20 protein-coding genes and 1 riboswitch are annotated in these 25,299 nt (G+C 63.7%); of the genes, 8 read left to right on the forward strand and 12 right to left on the reverse strand.

Annotated features, from left to right (window positions below):
- Nucleotides 1–38 precede the first annotated feature (38 nt).
- The gene (locus J2Y68_RS05330; RefSeq protein WP_309990680.1) at nt 39–1,109 is read right to left on the reverse strand and encodes a Gfo/Idh/MocA family protein; all 1,071 of its coding nucleotides are present in this window, start codon (nt 1,107–1,109) and stop codon (nt 39–41) included.
- 208 nt (nt 1,110–1,317) lie between these two features.
- Here J2Y68_RS05330 and J2Y68_RS05335 point away from each other — a divergent pair, with 208 nt between their 5' ends.
- Genes J2Y68_RS05335 through J2Y68_RS05345 form a run of 3 tightly spaced genes read left to right on the forward strand, consistent with a single transcriptional unit; the run spans nt 1,318 to nt 4,306 of the window.
- Nucleotides 1,318–2,400, forward strand: a complete 1,083-nt coding sequence (locus J2Y68_RS05335; protein WP_309990683.1) for an efflux RND transporter periplasmic adaptor subunit — start codon at nt 1,318–1,320, stop codon at nt 2,398–2,400.
- 5 nt (nt 2,401–2,405) lie between these two features.
- Nucleotides 2,406–3,128: an ABC transporter ATP-binding protein gene (locus tag J2Y68_RS05340; RefSeq protein ID WP_309990686.1), complete on the forward strand. Its 723-nt coding sequence runs from the start codon at nt 2,406–2,408 to the stop codon at nt 3,126–3,128.
- Nucleotides 3,125–4,306, forward strand: a complete 1,182-nt coding sequence (locus J2Y68_RS05345; protein WP_309990688.1) for an ABC transporter permease — start codon at nt 3,125–3,127, stop codon at nt 4,304–4,306. The genes J2Y68_RS05340 and J2Y68_RS05345 overlap by 4 nt, the downstream gene beginning before the upstream one ends.
- Here the strand turns inward: J2Y68_RS05345 and J2Y68_RS05350 are convergent.
- The 6 genes from J2Y68_RS05350 to J2Y68_RS05375 all read right to left on the reverse strand — a co-directional run bounded on the left by J2Y68_RS05350 (nt 4,284) and on the right by J2Y68_RS05375 (nt 11,995).
- Nucleotides 4,284–4,976, reverse strand: coding sequence for an ABC transporter ATP-binding protein (locus tag J2Y68_RS05350; RefSeq protein ID WP_309990690.1), 693 nt, complete (start codon nt 4,974–4,976; stop codon nt 4,284–4,286). The genes J2Y68_RS05345 and J2Y68_RS05350 overlap by 23 nt on opposite strands.
- A 2-nt stretch (nt 4,977–4,978) precedes the next feature.
- On the reverse strand, nt 4,979–6,457 hold the full coding sequence (locus J2Y68_RS05355; protein WP_309990695.1) for an ABC transporter permease: 1,479 nt from the start codon (nt 6,455–6,457) through the stop codon (nt 4,979–4,981).
- A gap of 195 nt (nt 6,458–6,652) precedes the next feature.
- Nucleotides 6,653–7,750 carry a substrate-binding domain-containing protein gene (locus tag J2Y68_RS05360; protein ID WP_211713047.1) on the reverse strand — a complete coding sequence of 366 codons (1,098 nt, stop codon included), beginning with the start codon at nt 7,748–7,750 and terminating at the stop codon, nt 6,653–6,655.
- Between the two features lie 53 nt (nt 7,751–7,803).
- Complete coding sequence (gene mmsB, locus J2Y68_RS05365) at nt 7,804–9,072, reverse strand: multiple monosaccharide ABC transporter permease (RefSeq protein WP_309990700.1); 1,269 nt, start codon at nt 9,070–9,072, stop codon at nt 7,804–7,806.
- A gap of 45 nt (nt 9,073–9,117) precedes the next feature.
- Nucleotides 9,118–10,674, reverse strand: a complete 1,557-nt coding sequence (mmsA, locus tag J2Y68_RS05370) for a multiple monosaccharide ABC transporter ATP-binding protein (RefSeq protein ID WP_309990703.1) — start codon at nt 10,672–10,674, stop codon at nt 9,118–9,120.
- A 130-nt stretch (nt 10,675–10,804) separates the two neighbouring features.
- A complete protein-coding gene (locus tag J2Y68_RS05375; RefSeq protein WP_211713050.1) occupies nt 10,805–11,995 on the reverse strand; it encodes an ROK family transcriptional regulator in 1,191 nt (396 codons plus the stop codon).
- 331 nt (nt 11,996–12,326) lie between these two features.
- On the opposite strand from J2Y68_RS05375, the gene J2Y68_RS05380 reads away from it, so the two are divergent.
- Nucleotides 12,327–13,169, forward strand: coding sequence for a carbon-nitrogen hydrolase family protein (locus J2Y68_RS05380; protein WP_309990707.1), 843 nt, complete (start codon nt 12,327–12,329; stop codon nt 13,167–13,169).
- Between the two features lie 221 nt (nt 13,170–13,390).
- Here the strand turns inward: J2Y68_RS05380 and J2Y68_RS05385 are convergent, their stop codons facing one another.
- The 3 genes from J2Y68_RS05385 to alr all read right to left on the reverse strand — a co-directional run bounded on the left by J2Y68_RS05385 (nt 13,391) and on the right by alr (nt 17,882).
- Nucleotides 13,391–14,803 (reverse strand): MFS transporter, encoded by a 1,413-nt coding sequence (locus J2Y68_RS05385; protein ID WP_309990710.1) that lies wholly within the window; start codon nt 14,801–14,803, stop codon nt 13,391–13,393.
- 249 nt (nt 14,804–15,052) lie between these two features.
- The gene (locus J2Y68_RS05390) at nt 15,053–16,660 is read right to left on the reverse strand and encodes a PucR family transcriptional regulator (protein ID WP_309990712.1); all 1,608 of its coding nucleotides are present in this window, start codon (nt 16,658–16,660) and stop codon (nt 15,053–15,055) included.
- Nucleotides 16,650–17,882 carry an alanine racemase gene (gene alr / locus J2Y68_RS05395; RefSeq protein WP_309990715.1) on the reverse strand — a complete coding sequence of 411 codons (1,233 nt, stop codon included), beginning with the start codon at nt 17,880–17,882 and terminating at the stop codon, nt 16,650–16,652. Before alr ends, J2Y68_RS05390 begins: the two co-directional genes overlap by 11 nt.
- 194 nt (nt 17,883–18,076) lie before the next feature.
- On the opposite strand from alr, the gene J2Y68_RS05400 reads away from it, so the two are divergent.
- A complete protein-coding gene (locus tag J2Y68_RS05400) occupies nt 18,077–19,507 on the forward strand; it encodes an amino acid permease (protein WP_309991631.1) in 1,431 nt (476 codons plus the stop codon).
- The gene (locus J2Y68_RS05405) at nt 19,504–21,201 is read left to right on the forward strand and encodes a flavin monoamine oxidase family protein (protein WP_309990718.1); all 1,698 of its coding nucleotides are present in this window, start codon (nt 19,504–19,506) and stop codon (nt 21,199–21,201) included. The genes J2Y68_RS05400 and J2Y68_RS05405 overlap by 4 nt, the downstream gene beginning before the upstream one ends.
- Nucleotides 21,202–21,286: 85 nt before the next feature.
- On the opposite strand, the gene J2Y68_RS05410 is transcribed toward J2Y68_RS05405, so the two are convergent.
- Together J2Y68_RS05410 and purU are read right to left on the reverse strand one after the other, a co-directional pair.
- Nucleotides 21,287–21,805, reverse strand: a complete 519-nt coding sequence (locus J2Y68_RS05410; RefSeq protein ID WP_309990721.1) for a gamma carbonic anhydrase family protein — start codon at nt 21,803–21,805, stop codon at nt 21,287–21,289.
- 30 nt (nt 21,806–21,835) lie between these two features.
- On the reverse strand, nt 21,836–22,687 hold the full coding sequence (gene purU / locus J2Y68_RS05415) for a formyltetrahydrofolate deformylase (protein WP_309990724.1): 852 nt from the start codon (nt 22,685–22,687) through the stop codon (nt 21,836–21,838).
- Nucleotides 22,688–22,722: 35 nt separating this feature from the next.
- Nucleotides 22,723–22,808: riboswitch (ZMP/ZTP riboswitch) on the forward strand.
- 115 nt (nt 22,809–22,923) lie between these two features.
- On the opposite strand from purU, the gene glyA reads away from it, so the two are divergent.
- Together glyA and J2Y68_RS05425 are read left to right on the forward strand one after the other, a co-directional pair.
- Nucleotides 22,924–24,219 carry a serine hydroxymethyltransferase gene (glyA, locus tag J2Y68_RS05420; protein ID WP_309990727.1) on the forward strand — a complete coding sequence of 432 codons (1,296 nt, stop codon included), beginning with the start codon at nt 22,924–22,926 and terminating at the stop codon, nt 24,217–24,219.
- Between the two features lie 133 nt (nt 24,220–24,352).
- The gene (locus J2Y68_RS05425) at nt 24,353–25,246 is read left to right on the forward strand and encodes a bifunctional methylenetetrahydrofolate dehydrogenase/methenyltetrahydrofolate cyclohydrolase (RefSeq protein ID WP_309990729.1); all 894 of its coding nucleotides are present in this window, start codon (nt 24,353–24,355) and stop codon (nt 25,244–25,246) included.
- The last annotated feature ends 53 nt before the right edge of the window (nt 25,247–25,299 follow it).

Raw genomic sequence — 25,299 nt, forward strand, 5'->3', positions numbered from 1 at the left:
GGTTAAATCACGACGGCGGCAGCCCCTCGCGCGGGCAGTCACCGTGCGTCGTTCGGATACCGGATGCCCAGCTGTGAGCGCACCCCGTCGAAAAGGCGCATCACGTTGACCGAGTCTTCCAGCGGCATGACAGGGCTTTCCGTGAGGCCCTGCTGCACGCATCGCGTCACTTCGCGGAGCTCGTACGTGTAGCCGATGCCCACTACATCAAAGTGCTCGTGCCGCGGTTCGTCCCAGCCGACCCTGATGAGCAGTTCACGCGGGTTATTCACCGAACCGACGGTCTGCAGGAAGCCCAATCCGCCGGCAACTGTGGCGGTGCGGGGCCCGTGGGCCATCAGGGACGACGTCAGTTGGGCCTGCGCACCGTCGGCGTACCCGAGCGTCAGGGCGTTCTGGGTGTCCACGCCATCCTCGTTCAGCGACCCGACCGCGGTGACTGACTGCGGGAAGCCCAGCGTTCCAAGTGCCCAGAGCAGGGGGTAGACGGTGATGTCCAGGAGCGCGCCGCCGCCATCGTTGAGGGCCCAGATGCGGGCGGTCGGATCGTAGGGTGCCGGGAACCCAAGATCTGCGCTGACCCACTGGATATCCCCAAGCTCGCCCGAGGCGGCGATCTCGAAGGCGCGTTGCATGCTCGGCAGGAAGCGGCTCCAGACCGCCTCCATGAAGAACACGTTATTTTCCCGGGCCAGCTTCACCAGTTCCGACGCTTCGCGGGCGTTGATGGTCAGGGCCTTCTCGCAAAGGACGTGTTTGCCGGCCCGGAGCGCGGCCGAGGCGATCTGGAAGTGCTGGGCATGCGGAGTGGCGATGTACACCACATCCACTGCGGGGTCGGCGAACAACCGCTGGTAGCCGGGAACACCGCCGTCGTCACCGTAACCCTTGGCAAAGCCGAGCGCACCGGCGAACGCATCCGCCGCCGCTTGGGTCCGTGAACTTACTGCGTAGAGCTCAGCGTCTTCCAGCAGCGCCAGGTCCTGGGACACGCTGTTGGCGATGTTGCCCGTGGACACCACACCCCACCGCAAAGGACGGCCTGTAGCTGCCTGGGGATCCTGGTTGGTTTGCTCGAACAGCCACGGCCTGGCAATGGGGAGAGTCATGCGTTTCATCCTCTCATTTAGGGCAAGGGTTGGCGGCCAAGCCGATGGGGTGCCGCACCCTTTCGGGCCGCTCGGTCCCGGAACGTTCGCGACACGGTAAGCCTTCTGTCAAGTCACACGAATGCCCGGCGACGCGAATTTCCTCGCCTAGGCTTAGGCCATCATCCCTCGCAGAGGTTCTGTGGGGAGTTACCGAAATGGAGCAGGGATGGGTATTTTTCGGCGCGTCATTTTGCCGGTTGCCTGGTTGGCCGTATTCGCGATTATCGCGGTGGCTTTGGTCAAGATCGCTTTTGTTGATGGCATGGAGTCAGCGGCATCGGAGCCGGCACCGCTGGCCCAAGTGGACATTCCCGTGGTCCCGGCCACGCGGGCCACGGTCACTAACACCGTACAGATCAAGGGCACCGTCCAGAGCGACGCAGCCGACACCGTCCGCAGCACCTCGGCCGGAAAAGTCATCAAGGTCTTCGTTGATCAGGGTGCCACCGTTGCCAAGGGTGACGCGCTGTTCCAGGTCAAGGCCGAGCGCGCCGTCAACGCCGCCCCTTCCAAGGACGGCACCCCGCCGAAGCCTGTCTACGACTACTTCGACATCCTGGCTCCCAGCGCAGGAACCCTGCAGTCACTCTCCACGCTCATTGACCAGCAAGTGACCGTTGGCGAGTCCGTGGGCAAGATCGATCCCGGCACCTACACCGTGGCGGGTTCAGTTACCGCTGCCCAGCAGTACCGGCTCCTCGGCAAGCCCGGTCCGGCAGAAATCGCCTTGGTGGGCGGCCCGGCGCCGTTCCAGTGCACCGAAGTGAAGCTCAAGAACAACGCGTCCGACGACGGCGGCACCGGCTCCGGCGGTTCCGTCGCCAACGGTGGAGGTGCTGGAATGGGCGTCGGCATGGCTGTTGCCGGCCCGGGCGCGCCGAGCCAACCCGAGGAGGGCGGCACTCCGACAGGAACGTTGAGCTGCGCCGTCCCATCCGGCCAGCAAGTCTTCCCCGGATTGGGAGCCACTATGACAGTCAGCGCGGGCGTCGCGCCGGATGTGGTCACTGTTCCGTTGACCTCGGTCAAGGGGAGCGTGAAGGACGGGATCGTCTGGATCGCAGGGCCGGGTGGGGCGGGTGCCGCACCCGAACAGCGCACGGTCCAATTGGGGCTAAATGACGGCTCGGTGGTGGAAGTGACCTCGGGCCTGGCCGAAGGCGAGCAGGTTCTTGAATTCGTACCCGGCGCACCGGCTGTCCAAGGGCCTATGGGTCCCGGACAGGTTGCTTTCGCCCCTGCGGGTTAGCAGCAATGGATCAACTCAAGGAAACACTCGTCAGTCTCCGGTCAGTTACCCGATCCGTCACCTTGCCGGATGAACAACAACTTCACATCCTCAAGGGCATCGACTTGGAGGTCCACAGCGGAGACCACACAGCGATCGTGGGCCGTTCAGGATGCGGCAAATCCACCTTGCTCAACCTTCTGGGCCTGTTGGACGTTCCGACGTCGGGGGAGCTGGAGTTCCTGGGCCAGCCCGCTGATCGGCTGGGCAACAACGCGCGGGCCCGCCTCCGGGGATCCACCGTAGGTTTCGTGTTCCAGCAGTTCAACCTACTGCCGGGGCGGACCGCGTTGGACAACGTGATCACGCCGCTGTTTTACGCCAAAGGCCGGGAGTTCTGGCGTCGACGGGAACTGGCCATGGACATGTTGGACCGGGTGGGCCTCGCGGCACGGGCCAACACCATGCCCAACATGCTCTCCGGCGGTGAGCAGCAGCGCGTTGCCATTGCTCGGGCCTTGGTCCGCCGGCCCCGGCTCATCCTTGCCGACGAGCCGACGGGTGCCCTGGACGTTGAGACCGGCCAGTCCGTCATGGCGCTGCTGGACACCGTCGCCACGGAAACCGCCGCGGCCCTGGTCACCATCACCCACGACACCAACGTGGCGGCGCTGGCCCGGGCTTGCTACCGCCTGGATGCAGGGGTTCTCAGCCCGCTCACGCTCGCTGAAGCGGGGGTGTCCGCATGACGGGCGTCATCTCCACGTTGGTTGAAGCGTGGCAGGAACTCCGGATCAACAAGGTAAGAATCCTTCTGGCACTCATGGGTGTTGCCCTGTCCGTGGCTGCCCTGACGTCTGTGGTTGGGGTGGGAAATCTGGCCCGCGAAGGCTACAAAGTGCAGTCGGAGCGCAACGGAGGACGCGTTGCCACGCTGGCCCTCAGCGTCAACGGCCCCACCCCGCCGGACCCGGCAAAGATCGAGAAGGTGTACCAGGGGATCCAGCAGCGCTACGGCATCACTACCTCCACCCACATGGGCCAGACCCAGGCCGGGTTCCAGTTTCCACGCGGAGTGACCCCGGTGAGCATGACCATCGTGGACATCGGCTATGGCACCATCCACCGCGTTCCGCTCCTGCAAGGGAGCTGGTTCGCTGCCGATGACGGCCAAAGGCTGGCCCCCGCCGTCGTGGTTTCCGAAGCGTTCTACAACCAAGCGGGCAGGCCCAACCTGACAACCCACCCCACAGTCACCATTTCAGGTGACCAGCCGGCAACGGCCGTGATCATCGGAGTGGTGCCCGACGTCTATCCGGACATGCCACCTGCGGCGTTCATCCTGACCGAGGGCGCGGCCATGACGGGGATGCAACCGCAAATGTCGGAGTTCAAACTGTGGGTGGGCGAGGAACAGGCGGATGCCCTCACGGCAGCAATCACCGCCGACCTCCAGGGACAGTTCCCCGGCTACTACGCCCAAGCCAACCGTGTGGACTACGCGGCCTGGGGAGACCCGCTGGCTCCCGTGCAGTTGGTGGTGGGCGGAGTTGCCGGGCTGGTGCTGCTGCTCGGCGCGGTGGGCATGCTGAACATCTCCATGGTCACCGTTCGATACCGGGTGCGGGAAATCGGCATCCGGCGCAGCTTCGGAGCGACATCGGGCCGCATCTTCGTTGGCGTCATGATGGAATCCGTGGTGGCCACCGCTGTTGCGGGGATCGCCGGAGTGATGCTCGCCGTCGCGGTGGTCAAACACCCTTGGATCGAATCGAAGGTGGCACCGGGACTCACCGAATATCCGGCCTTTCCCATTGACGCAGCACTGCTGGGGTTCGGCGCCGCCGTCCTTGTGGGCGCACTCGCCGGAGCAATTCCTGCCCTGGTGGCGGTGCGCGTCAAGGTCATCGACGCGATCCGCTTCTAGCCTCCTCCGTGAGCCGGCCCTGCTGAAGCCGGAAACAGCGTTCGGTTTTCTGGGCCAGGCTGCGGTCGTGGGTGACCACCAGGATGGTGGTGTTGTGGTCGCGGCTCAGTGAGCTGAGGAGTTCGATGATGTGCTCGCCCGTTTGTTCGTCCAGGTTTCCGGTGGGCTCATCGGCGAGGATCAGCTTGGGTTCGTTGGCCAGTGCCCGTGCGATGGCCACGCGCTGCTGCTCGCCGCCGGAAAGCCTGTTGGTTCTGCGCGACTGCTTCTCCGGATCCAGTTGAACCTGCTCCAACAGCTCCTTGGCCCGCTGCAAACGGGCCGACTTACGGACACCGGCGAACTCCATGGGCAGCATGACATTGTCCACGGCACTGAGGTTGGGGATCAGGTTGAACTGCTGGAAGACGAAACCGATGTCGCGGCGGCGGTACTCGGTCAGCTTGCCGTCCGGTAGGCCCGCCAGGCTGACGCCATCCACGACGACGTCTCCCGAAGTGGGCTTGTCCAACGCGCCGAGGAGGGACAACAGTGTGCTCTTGCCGCTGCCGCTCTTGCCGACGATGGAGGCAAGCGAACCCTTTTCGAGTTCGAAGCTCACGCCGTTGACCGGCTTGATGGTCCGGTCGCCGGACTTGAACTGACGGACCAAATCCTTGACTACAATCACGGCTATTCTCCTCGGAGTACTTCGATGGGACGGATACGGGCGGTCAGCAGCGCAGGGACCAGGGCGCCGATGATTGCTACAGCGAACACCGCTGCGATGCCGGCAGCGAGGACGCCGGGGGAGACGCTTGCCGTAACGGAGGTCAGCAACTGGGATGCGCCGCCGAACGGACCTCCCTGCCCGCCGCCCGGGAACCCTCCACCGGGGAAGTTGCCGCCACCGGGCACCGCACCGTTCGGTACGGCTCCGGCGAGCCCGCCGCCGCGCTGGGTGGTGGTGGCGGCCGTCGTGGTTGTGTTGGAACTGATCAGCGCGGAAGCGATGCCGCCGCTGGCCAGTGAAGCAATGACGGCACCCACCACGCTGCCAAGGGCCACAAGCACCAGGGACTCCAGTACGAACTGCAGGCCGATGGTCCGGTTCGGGGCGCCGATCGCCTTGAGGACGCCGATTTCGCGGCTGCGCTCGCGGACCAGCATCACCATGATGAGCAGGATGATGATTCCAGCTGTCGCCAGGGCGGCAATGAAGGCGATCAGTGAGATGTTCTTGACGCTGTCCAGGGAGCTGACGGCTGTTTCGAGGTTGCGTTGGCCCTGGGTGACGTCTGCTTTGTCCGTGCCCAGCGCGTTTTGGACGGCGGTCTTGGTGCTGTCCACGTTCTCCATGCTGTTCACCGTGACGATCATGGTGGAGAGTTCATCCGGGGTTCCGGCCAGCGCCTGGGCTTCGGGCAGCGTCACGTAGACGGCGTTGTTGCCGAACGTGGTGCCTGCGTCGAAGATGCCAGCGACGGTGAACGTTTTGTCCTGCACAGTGAAGGTTGAGCCCACGGTGAGGTTGTTCTTCTGGGCCAGGGAGGTGCCCACCAGTGCGTTGGCTGCTGCTGTGTCGTAGTCGCCCAGGCCGGTTCCGCTGGTCAGGTTCAGGGCCTTGCCGGTGGTGTCCACCTCGGCGCCGATACCCGTTGCCGTAATGGGCAGGGTACGGGTGGGCTGGGTAGTGGTACCGGTAGTGCCGTTGGCATTGTTGCGGTTGCCCAAAGTACCGGCGTCGACGGCGGCCGTCAGGTTGGTACTCACTGTTGCCTGCTGCCCGCCCGGACCAAACCCGCCACCCGGGCCGGCCTGCTGGGTGGTGCCGGTGGTCGCTCCGGTGGTTCCCGTCGTCGTGCTCGCGGTCTGGAGCCGCAGCGCCTTGGTTCCCACCACTGATGTCACGTTGGCGACGGAGGCCGCCGTCTGGGCTTCCGCCGTCGTGAGTGGTTCGCCGCCGCCTTCGAAGCCCTGGCCACCCGCCGGGTTGACCGTGAGGGTGGTGCCCACGGAGGCGTTGAGCTCCTGGACCTTGGCGCCCACGGCTTGGTTGGCTACGAGCATGGCCAAAGCCAAGCCGATGGCTACGGCCAGGACGGCAACAACCGCCGCCGTTCTGATCTTGTTGCGGAAGGCATTGCCTACGCTTCGGGCAAGGACGCTCACGTTTCTCCTCTGGACCTGCAGATTGTCCGGCCCGCTCAAGCGCGGGCCGCAGGTCCAACATTGCTGAGCCCTGCTGTGCGGCGCACCAGCCGAAGCTATGCGTGGGCTGTGAATGCGTGGGTTGCCAAAGCGTGGGCTGCCAAAGCAAAAGCCCGGCCCGCCTGTGTGGCGGACCGGGCTTGCTGTGTTGCGGAGTTACTTGGTGATCGGACCCAATACCGGATCGTCAACGTAAGCGGTCTTGACGTTCTCCTTGGTCACGATCTGTGGCGGCAGGAGGAAGGCCGGGACGGTCTTGACGCCGTTGTTGTAGGAGTCCTTGTCGTTGATCTCCAGCTGCTTACCTGCCTGGAGGTCTTTCACCATGGTGATGGCGTGCTCAACGAGCTTGCGGGTGTCCTTGTTGATAGTGGAGTACTGCTCGCCAGCCATGATCGACTTGACGGACTCAACCTCGGAGTCCTGGCCGGTGACAACCGGGAGCGGCTTGCCGGCAGCCTTGACGGACGTGAGCACTGCACGGGCCAAGGTGTCGTTCGGGGACAGGACGCCGTCCAGTGAAGCGGTGCCGTAGCTGCCGGTGAGCAGCGTGTCAGCGCGACGCTGGGCGTTTTCAGCCTTCCAACCCTGGGTAACAGCCTGCTCGAACGAGGTCTGGCCGGAAACTACCTTGAGGGTGCCGTCGTCGATCTTCGGCTTCAGGACGCTCATGGCGCCGTCGAAGAAGACCTTCGCGTTGGCATCGTCGGGGGAACCGGCGAAGAGCTCAATGTTGTACGGGCCGGAGGGCTTCTTGGCCTTCATGCCGTCCAGCAGGGCCTGTCCCTGGAGGACACCAACCTTGAAGTTGTCGTAGGCCACGTAGTAGTCCACGTTCTCGGTGTTCAGGAGCAGGCGGTCATAAGCGATGACCGTTGCGCCGGAATCCTTGGCCTGCTTGAGCTGCGTACCCAGCTGGGCGCCGTCGATGGCACCCACAATGATCACCTTGGCACCCTTGGTGACCATGGCACTGATCTGGTTCTGCTGCTCGGACACGCCGCCGTTGGCGAACTGGACGTCGGCCTTGAAGCCGGCGCCGGTGAGGCCGTCGTTGAACAGCTTCTCCGCCAGGACCCAGTTCTCACTGGTCTTCTGCGGAAGTGCGACGCCGATCAGCGAGTCCTTGGGGAACGCTTCCCCGCCAGCTGTGCTGCTGCTTGAGCCGCTGTCAGTGCGGCCGCAGGCCGTCAGCGCCAGTGCCGCGATGGCAGCGACTGCTGCTGCCTTTCCTGCTTTACCAAACATTCGCATATCTTGGTTCACTTTCTGTGTGGGTGGGGTGGAGCGAGTCGTGCGGAAACCGGTCAGGCTTCCTTGGAAATGACCTCTTTGGTGGAGGTGGCTTCGTCGGGCTTGATTTCGTTGTTGCGCTGGAAGTTCTTCATCAACATGCCGGTGATGGAGCGCTTGCCCTGGGACTTGTTGTAGACATCGAAGGCCACGGCGGCCAGGAGCACCAGGCCCTTGATGATCTGGGTGAGGTCGGCGCCAACGCCGAGGAGCTGGAGGCCGTTGTTCAGGACAGCCATCACCAGGCCACCGACGATCGAGCCGATAACCGTACCAACACCACCGGTAACGGCAGCACCACCGATGAAGACTGCGGCGATGGCATCCAGTTCCCAACCGACGCCGTCGAACGGACCCGAGGCGGTGGAGCGGGCTACGAAGATCATGCCGGCCAGGCCAGCCAGGATGGACATGTTCATCATGACCATGAAGTTGACCTTCTTGGACTGCACACCGGAAAGTTCCGCTGCGTGGCGGTTGCCACCCACTGCGTAGACGTGGCGGCCAAGGACGGTCTTGTCGGCGATGAAGCCGTAGATGAGGACCAGGACAGCCAGGATCAGGCCGGGGATGGGGAAGGAGGTCCCGGGACGGCCTGTGGCGAACAGGTACGTTGCGTAAAGGATGGCGCCACAGATCAGGACCAGCTTGGTGACCTCAACCCAGAGCTCCGGAACTTCGGCGCCAAGGGCCTTGGCGGCGGCACGGGCACGCAGGGACATGATGATCACGAATGCGACGGCTACCAGGCCAATAAGCAATGTGAGGTTGTTGAAGCCGGTGTTCGGCCCAACCTCGGGAAGGTACCCGGAGCCAATGAACTGGAATTCCTTGGGGACGGGAATGGTGTTGGACTTGCCCACGAACTGGTTGAAGCCACGGAAAAGCAACATGCCGGCCAGTGTCACGATAAAGGCAGGTATACCCACGTAGGCCACCCAGAACCCTTGCCAGGCACCGATCACCGCTCCCAGGAACAGGCCGAAGAGCACACCGACCCACCAGGGGAAGCCCCAGTCCCGCATCGCGAGGGCCACGAAGACGCCCACGAAAGCGGCTACCGAGCCCACGGAAAGATCGATGTGGCCGGCGATGATGACCAGCACCATGCCGATGGCCAGGATCAGGATGTAGGAGTTGCCGTTGAACAGGTTGATCACGTTGCCGGGGGTCAGCGTGCGTCCCTCGGTGAAGATCTGGAAGAAGACGATAAGTGCCACCAGGGCGAAGATCATGCCGAACTGGCGGGTATTGCCACCAAATAGCTTCTTGAGCGCGTTCATTGTTTTGGTCCTTGTGTCAGGAAGGGGTAAGTCTGGGCCAACGGGTCAGGCGGTCTTGCGGGCGGAAGTCATGAGTTTCATGAGGCTTTCCTGGTCTGCTTCGTTCTTGTCCAGGACGCCTGTGATGGCGCCTTCGAAGATGGTGTAGATACGGTCGGACAGGCCCAGGAGCTCAGGAAGCTCCGAGGAAATGACAATCACTCCCTTGCCTTGGTTCGCGAGCCTCTGGATGATGCCGTAAATCTCGTACTTGGCGCCCACGTCGATTCCGCGGGTGGGTTCGTCCAGGATCAGGAGGTCCGGATCGGTGAACATCCACTTGGCCAGCACCACCTTTTGCTGGTTACCACCGGAAAGCTTGGCTACGCCTTCCTCAACCGAGGGGGTCTTGGTGCGCAGTGACTTGCGGTATTCCTCCGCGACGGAGAACTCCTTGCGGGTATCCACCACCGAGTAGTTGCTGATCTTGTCCAGGGCCGCCGCCACAGTGGTGGTCTTGATGTCATCCAACAGGTTCAGGCCCAGGGACTTGCGGTCCTCGGTGACGTAACCGAGTCCGGCATCGATCGCCTGCTTGACGCTGCGGAGGTTCACCGGCTTGCCGTCCTTGTAGACCTGCCCCTTGATGAAGCGGCCGTAAGAGTGGCCGAACAGGGAACGGGCCAGCTCGGTCCGCCCGGCGCCCATGAGGCCTGCGAAACCGACGATCTCGCCGCGCCGCACATAGAAGTTGGAGCCCTTGCAGACCAGGCGGTCCTGGATTTGTGGGTGTCCCACGGTCCAGTCCTTGACCTCGAAGAAGACCTCCCCGATCTTGGGTTCGTGATCCGGGAAGCGGGACTCGAGCGTCCTGCCCACCATGCCCTTGATGATGCGGTCTTCGTCCACGCCGTCCCGCTTGACGTTCAAGGTCTCGATCGACTTGCCGTCGCGAATGATGGTGATCTCATCGGCGATCTGTTCGATCTCGTTGAGCTTGTGGGAAATGATGATCGAGGTGATGCCCTTGCCCTTCAGGCCAAGGATCAGGTCCAGCAGGTGCTGGGAGTCGGACTCGTTCAGTGCCGCGGTGGGCTCATCGAGGATCAGCAGGCGTACGGACTTGTTCAGCGCTTTCGCGATTTCCACGAGCTGCTGCTTGCCTACGCCGATTTCCTTGATGGGGGTGTCGGGGTCGTCCCGCAGGCCCACGCGGGCCAGCAGTTCCAGGGAACGCTTGCGCGCCTCTGCCCAGTCAATGACGCCCCACTTGGTGGGTTCGTTGCCCAGGAAGATGTTCTCCATGATGGAGAGTTCGGGGATCAATGCCAGTTCCTGGTGGATGATCACGATGCCCGCAGCCTCACTGGCCCGGATGTCCTTGAACTGCTGTGTCTGGGCCTGGTAAACGATGTCGCCCGTGTAGCTCCCGTACGGGTAAACGCCGGAGAGGACCTTCATGAGGGTGGATTTCCCTGCTCCGTTTTCACCGCAGATGGCGTGGATTTCGCCGGCCATCACTCGGAGGCTCACATTCGACAAGGCCTTCACGCCCGGGAATTCCTTCGTGATCGATCGCATCTCCAAAAGGATGGGATCACCTTGCGTGTCGAGGGATGTCATCAGCCCTTACGCCTCCAATGCATGACTTCGTTGTCGGCCCCGCAAACGGCGGAGCTGTCTGATGAAAAAGTAAACTGGATCACCCTGCTTGTCGTCAAGACTTGAACGCATCATCCAGCTAACGATTTCGTTACCTGCCAGTAATACCCGCGTGTTGGAACACCAAAGCGGCTGCTCCCAGGGCCTCTGCGCGGGCCCCAAGAGAGGACATGGCCAGGTGCGTTGTCTCGCCCACCACCGGCACCGCGTGCCTGACGAGGCCGCGCCGGATCGGGTCCAGCAGGAGGTCGCCCAGCCCGGCAAGCGGGCCACCAACCACGATCACCTCGGGGTTGATCAGGTTGGACACGTTGCCCAAAGCGCGGCCCACGGCCAGGCCCGCGTCGTCCACCACCCGCTGTGTAGCAGAGTCGCCGGCAAGGCAATTGCGGACGATGTCCTGGGGCGTCAAGAGCGTCTCTTGCCCGCGTCCCAGCAGCTCGATCATGGTGGTTGTGGAGGCGATCGTTTCGAGGCAACCCCTGTTCCCGCACCGGCACACCAGTCCGTGCTCGTGGATGGTTGCGTGGCCGATTTCCCCGGTGATTCCCACGTTGCCGTAATAGGGAAACCCGTTGAGAATCAGGCCCGCGCCGATGCCGGATCCAATCTTGAGGAACATCAGGTTGGAGACGCCGCTGTGCGGTCCCCAAGTCACCTCGGACAACGCACCCAAATTGGCGTCGTTATCAACAAAAACCGGGCAATTCAGTGCTTCCTCCAGCCGGTGGAGGATGTCGATGCCCACCCATTCAGGCAGGATGGCACCTTGGGCGACAGTGCCTGTGCGCCGGTCGATTGGTCCTGGAATGCCGGCGCCCGCTCCCACCACGGCGGTGCGGTCGATACCGTTTTCGCGGAGCAGTTTTTCCAGTAGCTGGACGGCCGCTTCGATGCCTTCTTCTGCCTGGTGACCCAGCGGCAATTCGATGTAATCCTCGGCAATGACGTGATAGCCCAGTGACGCCAGGACCACCCGGAGGTGGCGGCGCCCAAAGTCGATTCCGACGGCGACCGCACCGTTGCTGTTCAGTCTCACGTTGGTTGCCCGGCGGCCTGAACTCGTGGTGGGTTCCGTCGAGACCAAGCCGGCGTCCTGCATGATTTTCACGATGTTGGACACCGTTGCCGTGGAGAGCCCGGTCTGGCGGGAAAGCTCTGCCTGCGTGGATGGTCCGCTCAGCAAGCACTCGATGATGCGCTGTTGATTGAGGTGGCGGAGCGCCGACTGCGAGCCGGGTTTTCGAGGGTGGCTCTTCGTTGAGCGCTGTGTAGCGGGCATGACAAGAAGATTGCCCCACAAGCATCCTTGTAGTCAAGAAGTGAACACAGCGAGTCAACCTTCCCCGACATACTCCAACACAAGAACACCGGATATGTACCCCTTGTGAAGCTCTCTATGCGTTGCGGGGCCTGGTTTGCAGGGTAAGTTCGCCCCATAGCGTGCAGAGTGGGCCTCACAACGCGAGGGGAGCGGGCAATGCGTCCCATTTTGGAAGTGCGCGGGTCCAATCGCCTCAGCCTGCGCGCGGCCCACGAGCCTAAGCTTGAATCACGAAAAGCCCGGGGCTCTCGGATGAGCGTCGGGATGAGGCGAAACCTAGGTGGTAAAGATGCTGCTCTCAGTCCTGCAGGCAAACGCTTCCGTCATGGATGTCGAAGCGAACCTGCGCACCATCGACGACGCCGCGCAGCGCGCCGCCCACGCGGGGGCCGGACTGCTCCTTACGCCCGAGCTGTTCCCCGTTGGCTACGCCCCGTTGCGTCTGCACGCCGAACTGGATCCAGCCACACTGCCTGGCATCCGGGAACGCCTCGCCGAGATCGCTCGGTCCCACGGCATTGGCCTGGTGTACAGCCTTCCCGCCCTGGCGTCGGGGGAGGAAACGCACGACGGCGGAGAGTCGCCTGTCGCTCATAGCGCCTGGAACATCACGGCTACTCTGCTGGACGCAACGGGAGCTGAGATCCTCAACTACGCCAAGGTCCACCTCTTCGGCCCGGAGGAACTCAAGGCGTTCGTCGGCGCCCAAGAACCTCCCGCCGTCGTGGATTTCAATGGAATCCGGACATCGATGCTGATCTGCTACGACGTCGAATTCCCGGAAGCAGTCAGGGCCGCCGCAACAAGGGGTGCCGAACTCCTGCTCGTGCCGACGGCGCTGTCCGCCGGATTCGAGAACGTCCCGCAGGTCCTCATCCGGGCCCGCGCCTTGGAAAGCCAGCTCAACGTGGCCTATGCCAACCACAGCGGGAACGAGGACATCTACAACTTCCTGGGAGGCAGCGTGGTGGCCGGCCCGGACGGCTCATTGCTCGCCGCGGCGGGGGAGTCGGCGGCACTGCTGTTCGCGGAAGTGGGCACAGAGACGGTCAAAGCTGCCCGGGACGATGTACCGTACCTTCGCGAACGCCGCCCGGACCTCTACAACCGGTGGGAGCAGCGCGGTTCCTAGACGGCGGGAAACGGTAACCAAGAAGTCGGATTCGATACGAAGACCAACCCAACACCCGAAGACGCCAGCTCCGGGCTGATGCAGGACAGTCACCGAATGCGTCGTTGAAGGAAAAGTGAGCGTCATTCCCGGTACAGCAGACGTCTGCAACGAGCTTGGCGTTCCCGCCCTCGCCAAGACCTAGCCCGGGACGCGGGCACGGTCTCCGTGGAGTCCCGGTGTCAGTGGGAGAAGTCCGCTGAGATCTCGGCGAGGGTGCGTCCCTTGGTTTCAGGCGCGAGCCATTGCGAGAGGATTGCGCCGAGTAACGCAACTCCGGCGGCTACCACCATGGTTGGGCCCATGCCGAAGGTGCTGATGGACCATGGCAGGGCGAAGGTGCCGAGTGCGGCGCCGATGCGGCTGAAGGCCGCGGCGAAGCCCATGCCGATGCCGCGCAGGTGGCCTGGGAATACTTCGGCCGGATAGACCTGGGTCATGGTGGTGTAGCCGGCATTGAAGAAGGAGAAAGCGAGGAACAGGACCAGTACCAGGATCGCTGGTGCGTCCGCCCAGACTCCGATGACCAGCAGGATGCCTGCGCAGAGCCACTGCCCGGGTACGGTGAGGATTCGGCGGCCCAGCTTGTCGATCAGAAGTACGGTGGTGACAACACCCGCGGCTGCAAGTGCGGACAGTCCGACGCCCCCTGCCCAGCCGCCGCCGAGGCCGATTTCTTTGAGCACATCGTCGGCGAAGGTCGCGATTGCGAAGTACGGTGTGACGGCACAGAACCAGAAGCCGGCGGTGAAGAGTGTGGTGCGCCAGTACTGCTTGGAGAACAGCATTCCGAAGGAGGCGTTCTTGATTGTGGTTTTGCTCTTCGCGGCTTGCGCCTCCTGGATCATCCTCAGATCCATCTCTTCGGTGATGCTCTCACGCATCTGGGGCGATTCGACGTATTTGCGTGCGATCGCCAGTGCTTCGTCATGCCGTCCCTTGGTAATCAGCCAGCTCGGTGATTCGGGCAGGCCCAAGCGGGCGACGAACAGGACGAGCGCGAGTATGGTGCTGGTGCCGATGACGAGGCGCCATGGGGTGCCGGCGTCGTGCAGGAGCGTGCCCACGATGAAGGCCATCATGAAGCCGACGTACCAGGCGATCAGGGTCAGCCCGAGCAACCGACCGCGGAGCTTGGGAGGGGAGAACTCCGAGAGCAAGGGCCCGCCGATTGAATACTCGCCGCCGATTGCGACGCCCATGAAGAACCGGATGATGGCCAGTTGGATCACGGCCCCGTCTCCGGAGGTTATGAAGAATTGGGCCGCGGAAGCTATCAGGAACAGGCCCATATCCACCAGGAACATGGGCTTGCGTCCAAATTTGTCCGTAGCCCAGCCGGCCAGCGGGGAGCCCACGAAAATTCCAACCAGCGGACCTGCTGCGATCATGCCGAGCGATAGTTCGTTGAGCTGGAGGTCTGTCCGCATGAGTCCGGCTACGGGTCCGATGATTCCCAGGATGTAGCCGTCCAGGAACATCCCGCCGATGAAGACAGCCACAAGCCGAACCATAAAACGGCGTTTGAACGTGGAGCTTGTCTCTTTTGAGATGGAGGAGTCGACGGCTGCCGTCGTCCTGCTCGGATGATTCATTGAGATATGTTCCCTTCTGGCTTCAGCGCGAATCGCTGACGGCACCAGGGCGCCGTTTCCTGACGTTCGGACAGACGCAGTCCTTTGCGACCCAGGGACAATGCCCGACTGGCACGATGCCAGCCGGCGGCGGGGGCCGCGAAGTGATTACGGCGTCGTCAAAACCCAGAGTCGGTGGGGGTGGAACGTGACATACGACTCATATATCAGAACTCTAAGTGTGCGATCCGCCACAGTCAAGCTTTTTTCCTATGTGACGATCTCGGGCGAGGACGCCACCAGTTCCTCCATGTACTGCAACGCGAACCACAGTTCGGCACGAACCTGCGCTTGGTTCAGGTCCATATCCAGCAGATCGCCGAGCACGCCGATCTGGCGACGCACGCTGTTTCGGTGCAACCCCAGGAGCTTGGCGGAGGCATCCCAACTGCCGTTTTCGCTGAGCCACCCCCGAAGCACGCCCAGTAGCGGGTCCCTGCGGTCGGGCTCCAGTGCCAGCACGGGTGCGAGCAGCCGTGCGGCCAGCATGGTTCCGGCATCGCGGCCCAGAAGGCCAGTCACTGACCACGTCACCTCATCCACGCGTGCGCTCAGGCTGGTAGAAAGCACGCGTGAACGCAACGAACTGGCCCGCTGATAGGCCGCCGCGAGCCCGGTCATTTCGGTCGGTTCGCCGATGACCAAGCGCCAACCGAGCTTCTCGACGTCCGCGAGCAGGGAATCGTCAACGCGCAGGCGTGTGATGGCCGCGAAGCCGTACTCGGTGAGCTCCACAAGCTTGGTATCGAACAAGCGACGCCACTGCAGCACTTCACGGACCGGACCGTCGTCAGCTGCGTCCTCCGTCCGGACCCCCTGAATGACACGCATGGGCGCGGATCGGGTGGAGGATAGGCTCTGCGCGAGCAGGTCCTTCAAGCCGTTGACATGCTTGGTCCCTCCCGTGGCGAGCGATTCCGGGTGCAGGAGAACCGCCGTCGCCAATTGGCTGGGGGCAAGCGAGCCGCTGGTCCGCTGCCTCACCAGCAACTCCAGCAACCCCACCGCAGCCTGCACTACGTTGTTCTGCGCAGGCGTCAGGGGAGTGTCCGAGCCGAGGATCAGGGCACCGAGGTTGGCGTCCTTGGTGCTGCGCAGCGGATGGCCGAACACCAAGGCAGACCCTGGCTGGTCGAAACCGTCCATTTCAACCCGTGGCCCGCTGCCAGACAGCAGCCTTCCCAGCATCGGTTCCAGGAGGGAATGTTCGACGCCGGTGCTGCCGCCGGCGTTGTGCCCACGGGCACGTACCCGCCCGTCCGCACCCACCAGGACAGCCCACACCGGCACGCGCTGGACCAGCGCGGCAAGCAGTTCGTGTTCCGGCCTGGGGGAGAGGACTGCCCGCATGAGCTGGCGGTTGGTGTCGGCCAGTTGACGGAACACCCGCGCGTTGTCGGTTTCCAGAAGCTGCGAGAACTCCAGCCCGATGGCCGCGAACGGCACGGATTCGGGTACCTCGAACAAGGTGAGGTTGTACCTTCTGCAAGCATCGATCAGCACGTCCGGGACGGCGTCGAAATAGGGCCTGATCCCGAACCCGAGTGCCGCCACCTTCGCCTCGACCAGCCGTTGGACGTAGGCATCCACCTTCGCCGCCGAGCCACCCTCCCCAAGGAAAGGCAGCCCGGCGGTGAGAAGGAACTCGCCCTCAGGCAGGTAGGGCGTGGGGTCCTCCAGCTCACTCGGTTCCACCCACCGCAGCAGCGAGGCGCCGCTGCCGCCGTCGTGAAGCATTTTCAACTCCGGCGGCAGCTGCTCCAGGAACTGTTCGAGCGTGACGAAACTCAGGCGGGCGGTGGCGGGCTCAGGCGACATTGCCCGGCCCGGCGGCTGCCGGCTCCTGGTAGTCGGGGCACTGGTAAGCGGTAGTGGCATAGGCCCGCGGCAGGCGAGGGGCGATCCTGTTGATGATTTCGTCCCCGTGGCTGCCGATTGCCGCGCCCCAATCGTCGGCGCTCGCCGCCCCGCATGCGGGGTCGCCGAACAGCACCGCGGTGTCGCCGACGCCGATTCCCGTGGCGTCCGGGCCCAGGTCAACCATGAACTGGTCCATGCAGACCTTGCCAATCACCGGTACGCTGCGGCCTGCGACGTTCACCACGGAGCGTCCGCTGATGCCTTTGGGGATGCCGTCAGCGTAGCCGAGCGGGATCAGCCCGAGGTAGCGGGGTTCGTAGGTGATTGCCTGGTGTTCGTAGCTCACGCCGGTGCCGGCCGGGACTTTCTTGACCATGACCAGCGGGGCGGTGACGCTGAGCGCGGGGCGCAGTCCGAAGTCTGCCGGGTCCAGGTGATCGGCGGGGGCGAGGCCGTAAATGGCCAGCCCTGCCCTGACCATGTCGAAATGGAATTCGGGCCGTTCCAGGATATTGGCGGAGCTGGACACATGCCGGAGTTCGGGGGTGAGTCCGGCTTCCCGAGCCTCACGGACCGCGTCTTCGAACTCGGCGACAGCGGTCGCGTTGCCTGGATGCGCGGGAACATCCGCCCATGCCAGGTGGGTCCAGAGGCCACGAACGCGCAGGGTTCCGTCCAGTTCGGCCTGCCGCGCCCGGGCCACCAGTTCGGCCCAATCCTCCTTGCGTGCGCCGCCGCGGCTCAGGCCGCTGTCCAGTTCCAGGTGTACGACGGCGGGGCGGCCAAGGCGTCCAGCGATACCTACCAGCACCTCCAGTTGACCGACGCTTCCCAAGGAAACATCGACGTCGTTTTCGAGGGCTTCAAGAATGGTGGCACTCGTCTGGGATGCCAGATAGAGCCATGAAAGGATGGGGACCGTGATTCCTGCTTGCCGCAATGCGATGGCCTCGGTGAGCTGGGCGGTTCCCAACCAATCGGCGCCTGCCGCCACTGCTTCGCGGGCCACTTCCACCAGTCCATGACCGTAGGCGTTGCCCTTTACTACGGCCATGAAGTACGGCGCTTCGCTGCGCTTTTTCAAGGAACGGACATTGTCTGAAATTGCAGACAGGTCTACGGTGACCTGTCCGGAAAGGGCTGCCGGAGCTGCCGCTTGATACTGTGCATTACGTCTCATGGTTGAACACTATAGGTCATTTTGCACCGCAGTGAGAGGTGGCTCACATGCCAGTCTTGTGGAGGGGAAATCGAAACTACTTTGAAGGGACGTCAAGGGTGACCGTGCCTGTGAACACCGAAAACGAAGCGGCGGTGAGCGTGACGAGGCCCAGCCTCGGCGCTCAACTTCTGCGCCGCAAGCCCATCGGCCAGATGGTCGACGAAGCCGGGAGCAGCGAGGGCGGTACGCCGTTGGTCCGCAGCTTCGGCGTACTCCAGCTGACCATGATCAGTGTTGGTGCCACGCTCGGCACCGGCATCCTGGTGATCCTCGGCGAGTCCGTGCCCCTGGCGGGCCCGGCCATCTGGATCTCCTTCGTCATAGCCGGCCTGGCCGCACTCCTCTCGGCCGTTTCCTACGCCGAAATGGCCGGACTCGTTCCGGTGGCCGGATCCAGCTACTCCTACTCCTACGCCACCATGGGCGAAGGCATGGCCTGGATCTGTGGCTGGTGCCTGGTGCTGGAATACGCGGTCTCCGTGGCAGCCGTTGCCGTGGGTGCGGGGCAGTACGTCAACGAGACGCTGGCGGCCTTTGGACAGTTCCTCCCTGACGCCGTCAGCCAGCCACCGGGCGACGGGGGCGTCGTCAACCTCCCCGCGCTGATCATCGTGGTTCTTGCCATGTTCCTTTTGGTAAGGGGTGCCCGGGAAAGCGCCTGGATCAACACCACCATCGTGATGATCAAGGTGGGCATCCTGATCTTCTTCTGCGCTGTGGCGTTTACCGCCTTCAACGCAGGCAACTTCGAGCCCCTCATGCCCATGGGCGCCGCCGGCGTTTCGGCCGCAGCGTCCAGCGTCTTCTTCTCCTACATCGGCTTCGATGCCGCCTCCACCGCCGGCGAGGAAGCCAAGAACCCCAAGCGGGACCTGCCCCGCGCCATCATGCTCTCCATGGTGATCGTCACCAGCATCTACGTCCTGGTTGCCGTTGCCGCCATTGGTGCCCGCCCCTGGGGCTGGTTCGACGGCACCGAAGCTGCCTTGGTGCAGATCCTGCATGAAATCACCGGCCAACCGTGGATTGCACTTGTCTTCTCCATCGGTGCTGTGCTTGCGATCGCCAGCATCGTATTGACTGTCCTCTACGGGCAGACACGCATCATGCTGTCGATGTCCCGCGATGGAATGGTGCCCAGGGTCTTCGGCAGGGTTTCCCGCCGCACCGGCACCCCGGTGGCCGGAACCCTGATCATCGGCACCGCCGTCGCCCTCACCGCTGGCCTGGTCCCGCTCGGTGCCTTGGCGGACGCCACCAGCATCGGAACGCTCTTCGCCTTCGCACTGGTCAACGTTGCCGTCATCTACCTGCGGCGCAACCGTCCCGACCTGGAGCGTAGCTTCCGGGTTCCGCTGTACCCGATCACACCCATACTGGGCACCCTGATGTGCGCCTACTTGATGCTCAACCTCGGCGCCGACACCTGGATCACCTTCGGCGTGTGGATGCTTGTGGGCATCGCCATCTACTTCGGCTATGGACGCCGGAACTCCAAGGTAGCCGCGCTCAGCGAGCAGGACTACCGTGAAATGACCACCAGGGCCGTGAGCCCGGAACCTGTGAAAGCAGACAAGCCATGACCATCGCCACCGAACTCCCTCTCGTAGAAGAACCTGGCGCGCCCGGCGAAGCGCCCATCACCATGCTGAACCCGGACTTCCCCTTCAGCTACGACCACTATCTGGCTCACCCCGACGGGCTGGGCGCCATACCCGAGGAGCTGTACGGCACCGAAGTGGCCATCATCGGTGCCGGCCTGTCCGGGCTGGTGACCGCCTACGAGCTGATGAAGCTCGGCCTCAAACCGGTCATTTACGAAGCCGACCAGATCGGTGGCCGCCTCCGCACAGCCAGCTTCCCGTCTGCCCCCGGCGTCGTGGCCGACCTTGGTGGCATGCGCTTCCCTGTCTCGGGTAAGGCGTTCTACCACTACGTGGACCTGCTCGGCCTGGACACCAACGACTTCCCCAACCCCATGGCCCCGGCCACGTCCAGCACCGTCATTGAGCTCGCCGGCAAGAAGCACTACGCCACCACCGCTGATGAGCTGCCGGAGTTCTTCCGCGAAGTGGCCGACGCCTGGAAAGCCGCAGTGAACGACGGCGCAGCCTTCGCCGAAATGCAGGAAGCCATCAAGGCCCGCGACACCCAGCGGATCAAGGAGCTGTGGAACGCGCTCCTGCCGGAACTGGACGAGCAAACCTTCTACGGCTTCATCGCTGCCAGCAAGTCCTTCAAGGAAGCCGGCTTCGCGCATCGTGAAGCGTTCGGCCAGGTGGGCTTCGGTACCGGCGGTTGGGACACAGACTTCCCCAACTCCATCCTCGAAATCCTTCGGGTCGTTTACACCGACGCGGACGATCAGCACCGCTCCATTGCGGGAGGAGCGCAAAGGCTCCCCGAGGCACTGTGGAACCACGCGCCGTCGGGCATTAAGCACTGGCCGGAAGGTACCTCGCTTTCGTCCTTGCACTCAGGATCCCCGCGCGGAGCGGTGGACAATATCCGCCGCGCAGAAAACGGCGACCTCCTGGTCCGCGAGAACTGGGGACGCGAAGCGACCTATCAGGCCGTGGTGACCACCTGCCAGTCGTGGCTGTTGTCGACGCGCATCCACACCGAGGAAGCGCTGTTCCCGGCCGAGCTGTGGACGGCGATCGAGCGCTCTCACTACATGCAGTCGTCCAAGACGTTCGTGATGGTGGACCGGCCGTTCTGGAAAGACATCGACCCGGAGACCGGGCGCGAAGTTTTGTCCATGACGCTCACCGACCGCCTCAACCGGGCTACATACCTGCTCGACGACGGCCCGGACAAGCCCGCTGTCATCCTCCTGTCCTACACATGGAACGATGACGCATTGAAGTGGCTGGCCCTGACCGCAGAAGAGAGAGTCAAGCTGATGCTTCACTCTCTGGAGCAGATCTACCCCGGTGTGGACATCGCAAGCCACATCGTTGGGCAGCCCATCACGGTGTCCTGGGAAGCGGACCCCAACTTCATGGGCGCCTTCAAGGCCAACCTTCCCGGGCACTACCGCTACCAGCAGCGCCTCTTCACGCATTTCAAGCAGGACCAGCTGCCTGAGCACCAGCGCGGCATCTTCCTCGCCGGCGACGACGTGTCCTTCACCGCTGGCTGGGCTGAAGGCGCTGTCACTACGGGCCTGAACGCCGTATGGGGCGTGGTGAACCACCTGGGTGGCTCGTCCGTGGCCTCAAACCCAGGACCGGGTGACCTGCTGGACGAGCTCGGCCCGATTTCACTGGACTAATCCCGCCACGAACCTTGCGTTGCGAGGCCCGCTCTGCCCCCTAAAACCTCACGATAGGGTGCAGAGCGGGCCTCGCATTGGTCATTTAAGCGTGCATTTCCCGGTGTGCTGCTGCGAGTTCCTTGTAGTGGGTTGCGTTGTGCTTGACGCCCTCAAACTCGTCGTCCGTAAGTTCCCGCCGGACCTTCGCTGGGACACCTGCAACCAGGGAGCGCGGGGGAATGACCGTTCCTTCCAACACCACGGCACCGGCAGCAATGAGGGAGCCTGTGCCGATCACGGCGCCGTTGAGAATGGTGGCGCTCATGCCGATCAGGCAGTCGTCCTCCACGGTGCAGCCATGGACTACAGCGCTGTGCCCAACGGAGACGCGCTCGCCCACGGTGCAAGGGAAACCGGGGTCGGCGTGCAGGACTACGTTGTCCTGCAGGTTCGAACCCGCGCCGACCTTGATGGCGGCCGTATCGGCGCGGACGGAGACGCCGTAGAAGGCACTGGAGTCCTGGGCCAGCGTGGCCTTGCCAATGATGGACGCGGTGGGCGCCACGAAAGCAGATTCATGGATGTCCGGGGTGTCCCCGGCGAAAGTGTAAGAGGGAGCCATGCGCCCAGCTTAGTTGGGCGCGGCGGGGCCTTAGTTGAACACCACGGTCCGGGTGCCGTCCAGGAGCACCCGGTGTTCGGCATGCCACTGCACGGCCTGGGCCAAGGTGCGGCCTTCAACGTCGCGGCCCATCTGGACGAACTGGGCAGCCGTACGGGCGTGGTCCACGCGGATGACTTCCTGCTCGATGATCGGACCCTCGTCGAGGTCGGCGGTCACATAGTGTGCCGTTGCGCCAATGATCTTCACGCCGCGTGCGTGGGCCTGGTGGTACGGTTTGGCGCCCTTGAACGACGGGAGGAACGAGTGGTGGATGTTGATGGCCTTGCCGTTCAACTCCGTGCACAGATCATTGGAGAGGACCTGCATGTACCGGGCCAGGACGGTCAGTTCGACGTCGTGCTCGGCGATCAGCTTCAGCAGTGCAGCCTCGGCCTGCGGCTTGGTGTCCGGAGTTACGGGGATGTGGTGGAACGGGATGCCGTAGAACTCCGCCAGCGACTCCAGGTCGCGGTGGTTCGACACGATGGCCGGAACCTCGATGGGCAAGGTGCCGGAGCGCTGCTGGAACAACAGGTCGTTGAGGCAGTGCGCGTCCTTGGAGCACAGGATGATGGTGCGGACCTTCTCAGCGACGGGGTTAATCTGCCAGGTCATGCCGAACGACTCAGCCACCGGCCGCAGTGCAGCGGTCAGGTCCGCTTGGGTGCTGGACGTCGTTGCCTCCACGCGCATGAAGAAGTTGCCGGTGCTGGGGCTTCCGTACTGCTGGGAGTCGGCAATGTTGCAACCGGCCTCGAGCAAGGCTCCGGCTACCGCGTGCACGATGCCGGGACGGTCGGGGCAGGACAGGGTTACAACGAAAGCGGCGGAGTCAGTCACGCGGATAAGCCTACCCGTGCTGCCTTGTTGTACTGTTAATGGGTCGCAACTGGCGTTGGGTGGACTACCACCAGGGAGCGGCAATCACGAAGACCACGGATCGTACGCCTGGGCCGAGGGTCATGTCTTACCGTTGCACGCACGTGACCGATTCCTCAGTAATCAAGGGGACGCGGGAATGCTGCTGCCGGTAGCCTGACCTGTAGCACCACCCGTTGCCTAGCCAGGAGATCTCCGTGACTACCACAACCACTTCCGCGTCTGTCAGCAACCAGTCGCTCGCCGATCTCGATCCCGAGATCGCAGCAGTCCTCAACCAGGAGCTTGGCCGCCAGCGCGGCACCCTGGAAATGATTGCGTCCGAAAACTTCGCCCCCCGCGCCGTCATGGAAGCCCAGGGCTCCGTCCTGACCAACAAGTACGCCGAGGGTTACCCGGGCCGCCGCTACTACGGCGGTTGTGAATATGTCGACGTCGCTGAGCAGCTCGCCATCGACCGCGTCAAGGAACTGTTCGGCGCCGAATACGCCAACGTCCAGCCGCACTCCGGTGCCCAGGCAAACGCCGCAGCGCTCTCCGCCATGATCACCCCGGGCGACAAGATCCTGGGCCTGTCCCTGGCCCACGGTGGACACTTGACCCACGGCATGAAGCTCAACTTCTCCGGCAAGCTCTACAACGTAGCGGCTTACCAGGTTGAAGAAGACAACTTCCGCATCGACATGGACAAGCTCCGTGAGCAGGCCATCGCCGAGAAGCCGCAGGTCATCATTGCCGGCTGGTCCGCGTACCCGCGCCACCTCGATTTCGCCGCCTTCCGCTCCATCGCCGACGAAGTCGGTGCACTCCTGTGGACCGACATGGCGCACTTCGCCGGCCTCGTTGCAGCAGGACTGCACCCGAGCCCGGTCCCGCACTCCGACGTCGTCACCTCCACCGTGCACAAGACCCTGGCCGGCCCCCGTTCCGGTGTGATCCTTGGCAAGCAGGAGTGGGCCAAGAAGCTCAACTCCAGCGTCTTCCCGGGTCAGCAGGGCGGGCCGCTCATGCACGTGATCGCGGCCAAGGCTGTTGCCTTCAAGATCGCAGGCAGCGAAGAGTTCAAGGAGCGCCAGGAGCGTGTTCTCGAAGGTGCCAAGATCATCGCTGACCGCCTGAACCAGGCCGACGTCGCCGAAGCCGGCGTCTCGGTCCTCACCGGCGGCACCGACGTTCACCTGGTCCTGGTTGACCTGCGCAACTCGCAGCTGGACGGCCAGCAGGCCGAAGACCTCCTGCACTCCGTGGGCATCACCGTGAACCGCAACGCTGTTCCGTTCGATCCCCGCCCGCCGATGGTCACCTCCGGCCTCCGCATCGGTACGCCTGCCCTGGCGACCCGCGGATTTGGTGCCACCGAGTTCACCGAGGTTGCCGAGATCATCGCCACCGCACTGAAGGCGGGCTCCGCCACGGATGTCGAAGCCCTCCAGGCACGCGTCGACAAGCTGGCCGCTGACTTCCCGCTGTACCCGCAGCACGAGCAGTGGTAAATCCGCGTTACCGCGGATAAAGGAAGCACCGCCCGGGCATTGAACCGGAGCCGACGGGATCCGCCGCCACATCTTCGGCGGCGGATCCCGTTGGCATGAGCCAACAGGTCACCCACCAGAAAGAGCAGATGGAATGACACAGTCCACCGCACAGATCCTTGACGGCAAGGCCACCGCCGCAGCCATCAAGGCAGAACTGACCACTCGCGTTTCCGTCCTCGCCGCCAAGGGAATCGTCCCCGGCCTGGGCACCATCCTGGTGGGTTCGGACCCCGGCAGCACCTGGTACGTCGGCGGCAAGCACAAGGACTGCGCCGAGGTTGGCATCCAGTCCATCCGCCGCGACCTCCCCGAGGACATCAGCCAGGAGGACCTCCTGGAGGTTGTCCGCGAGCTCAACGACAACCCGGAATGCACCGGGTACATCGTCCAGCTTCCGCTGCCCAAGCACATTGACCAGGACGTCATCCTCGAAGCCATGGACCCTGAGAAGGACGCCGACGGCCTGCACCCGATGAACCTGGGCCGCCTGGTGGCCAACGTCAACGGTGAGATGAAGTCGCCGCTGCCCTGCACGCCCAAGGGCTGTGTGGAGCTGCTCCGCCGCCACAACATCGAACTCAAGGGCAAGCGTGTCCTGGTGGTCGGCCGCGGCGTCACCATCGGCCGTCCCATCGGCTTGCTCCTGACCCGCAAGGAAGTCAACGCAACCGTCATCCTCGCCCACACCGGGACCGTGGACCTGCCCGCAGAACTCAAGCAGGCCGACGTCGTGATCGCCGCCGCCGGTGTCCCGCACATGATCAAGGCTGAAGACCTCAAGCCGGGCGCCATCGTGCTCGACGTCGGCGTCAGCCGCGTGGACGACGGCAACGGCAAGGCTGTTGTCACCGGAGACGTGGACCCGGCCGCTGCCGACGTCGCCGCCTGGCTGTCCCCGAACCCGGGCGGCGTGGGCCCGATGACCCGCGCCATGCTGCTTGCCAACGTGGTGGAGAGCGCCGAACGCCAGGCCGGCATCGCCTAGGTTCCCGCGAACACAGCAGGGCGCCTACTCCCCACGGAGTAGGCGCCCTGCTC

The organism is Paenarthrobacter nitroguajacolicus (assembly GCF_031455195.1).
Lineage (GTDB): Bacteria > Actinomycetota > Actinomycetes > Actinomycetales > Micrococcaceae > Arthrobacter > Arthrobacter nitroguajacolicus_D.

What these genes read in the sequence shown, in the direction of transcription:
- J2Y68_RS05390 (WP_309990712.1), bottom strand. Translation starts at nt 16,660, where the DNA reads ATGTCGCCTGAGCCCGCCACCGCCCGCCTGAGTTTCGTCACGCTCGAA.
- J2Y68_RS05380 (WP_309990707.1), top strand. Translation starts at nt 12,327, where the DNA reads ATGCTGCTCTCAGTCCTGCAGGCAAACGCTTCCGTCATGGATGTCGAA.
- J2Y68_RS05410 (WP_309990721.1), bottom strand. Translation starts at nt 21,805, where the DNA reads ATGGCTCCCTCTTACACTTTCGCCGGGGACACCCCGGACATCCATGAA.
- mmsB (WP_309990700.1), bottom strand. Translation starts at nt 9,072, where the DNA reads ATGAACGCGCTCAAGAAGCTATTTGGTGGCAATACCCGCCAGTTCGGC.
- J2Y68_RS05340 (WP_309990686.1), top strand. Translation starts at nt 2,406, where the DNA reads ATGGATCAACTCAAGGAAACACTCGTCAGTCTCCGGTCAGTTACCCGA.
- J2Y68_RS05345 (WP_309990688.1), top strand. Translation starts at nt 3,125, where the DNA reads ATGACGGGCGTCATCTCCACGTTGGTTGAAGCGTGGCAGGAACTCCGG.
- J2Y68_RS05335 (WP_309990683.1), top strand. Translation starts at nt 1,318, where the DNA reads ATGGGTATTTTTCGGCGCGTCATTTTGCCGGTTGCCTGGTTGGCCGTA.
- mmsA (WP_309990703.1), bottom strand. Translation starts at nt 10,674, where the DNA reads ATGACATCCCTCGACACGCAAGGTGATCCCATCCTTTTGGAGATGCGA.
- J2Y68_RS05375 (WP_211713050.1), bottom strand. Translation starts at nt 11,995, where the DNA reads ATGCCCGCTACACAGCGCTCAACGAAGAGCCACCCTCGAAAACCCGGC.
- J2Y68_RS05425 (WP_309990729.1), top strand. Translation starts at nt 24,353, where the DNA reads ATGACACAGTCCACCGCACAGATCCTTGACGGCAAGGCCACCGCCGCA.
- J2Y68_RS05360 (WP_211713047.1), bottom strand. Translation starts at nt 7,750, where the DNA reads ATGCGAATGTTTGGTAAAGCAGGAAAGGCAGCAGCAGTCGCTGCCATC.
- J2Y68_RS05385 (WP_309990710.1), bottom strand. Translation starts at nt 14,803, where the DNA reads ATGAATCATCCGAGCAGGACGACGGCAGCCGTCGACTCCTCCATCTCA.
- J2Y68_RS05330 (WP_309990680.1), bottom strand. Translation starts at nt 1,109, where the DNA reads ATGACTCTCCCCATTGCCAGGCCGTGGCTGTTCGAGCAAACCAACCAG.
- J2Y68_RS05405 (WP_309990718.1), top strand. Translation starts at nt 19,504, where the DNA reads ATGACCATCGCCACCGAACTCCCTCTCGTAGAAGAACCTGGCGCGCCC.
- J2Y68_RS05400 (WP_309991631.1), top strand. Translation starts at nt 18,077, where the DNA reads ATGGTCGACGAAGCCGGGAGCAGCGAGGGCGGTACGCCGTTGGTCCGC.
- alr (WP_309990715.1), bottom strand. Translation starts at nt 17,882, where the DNA reads ATGAGACGTAATGCACAGTATCAAGCGGCAGCTCCGGCAGCCCTTTCC.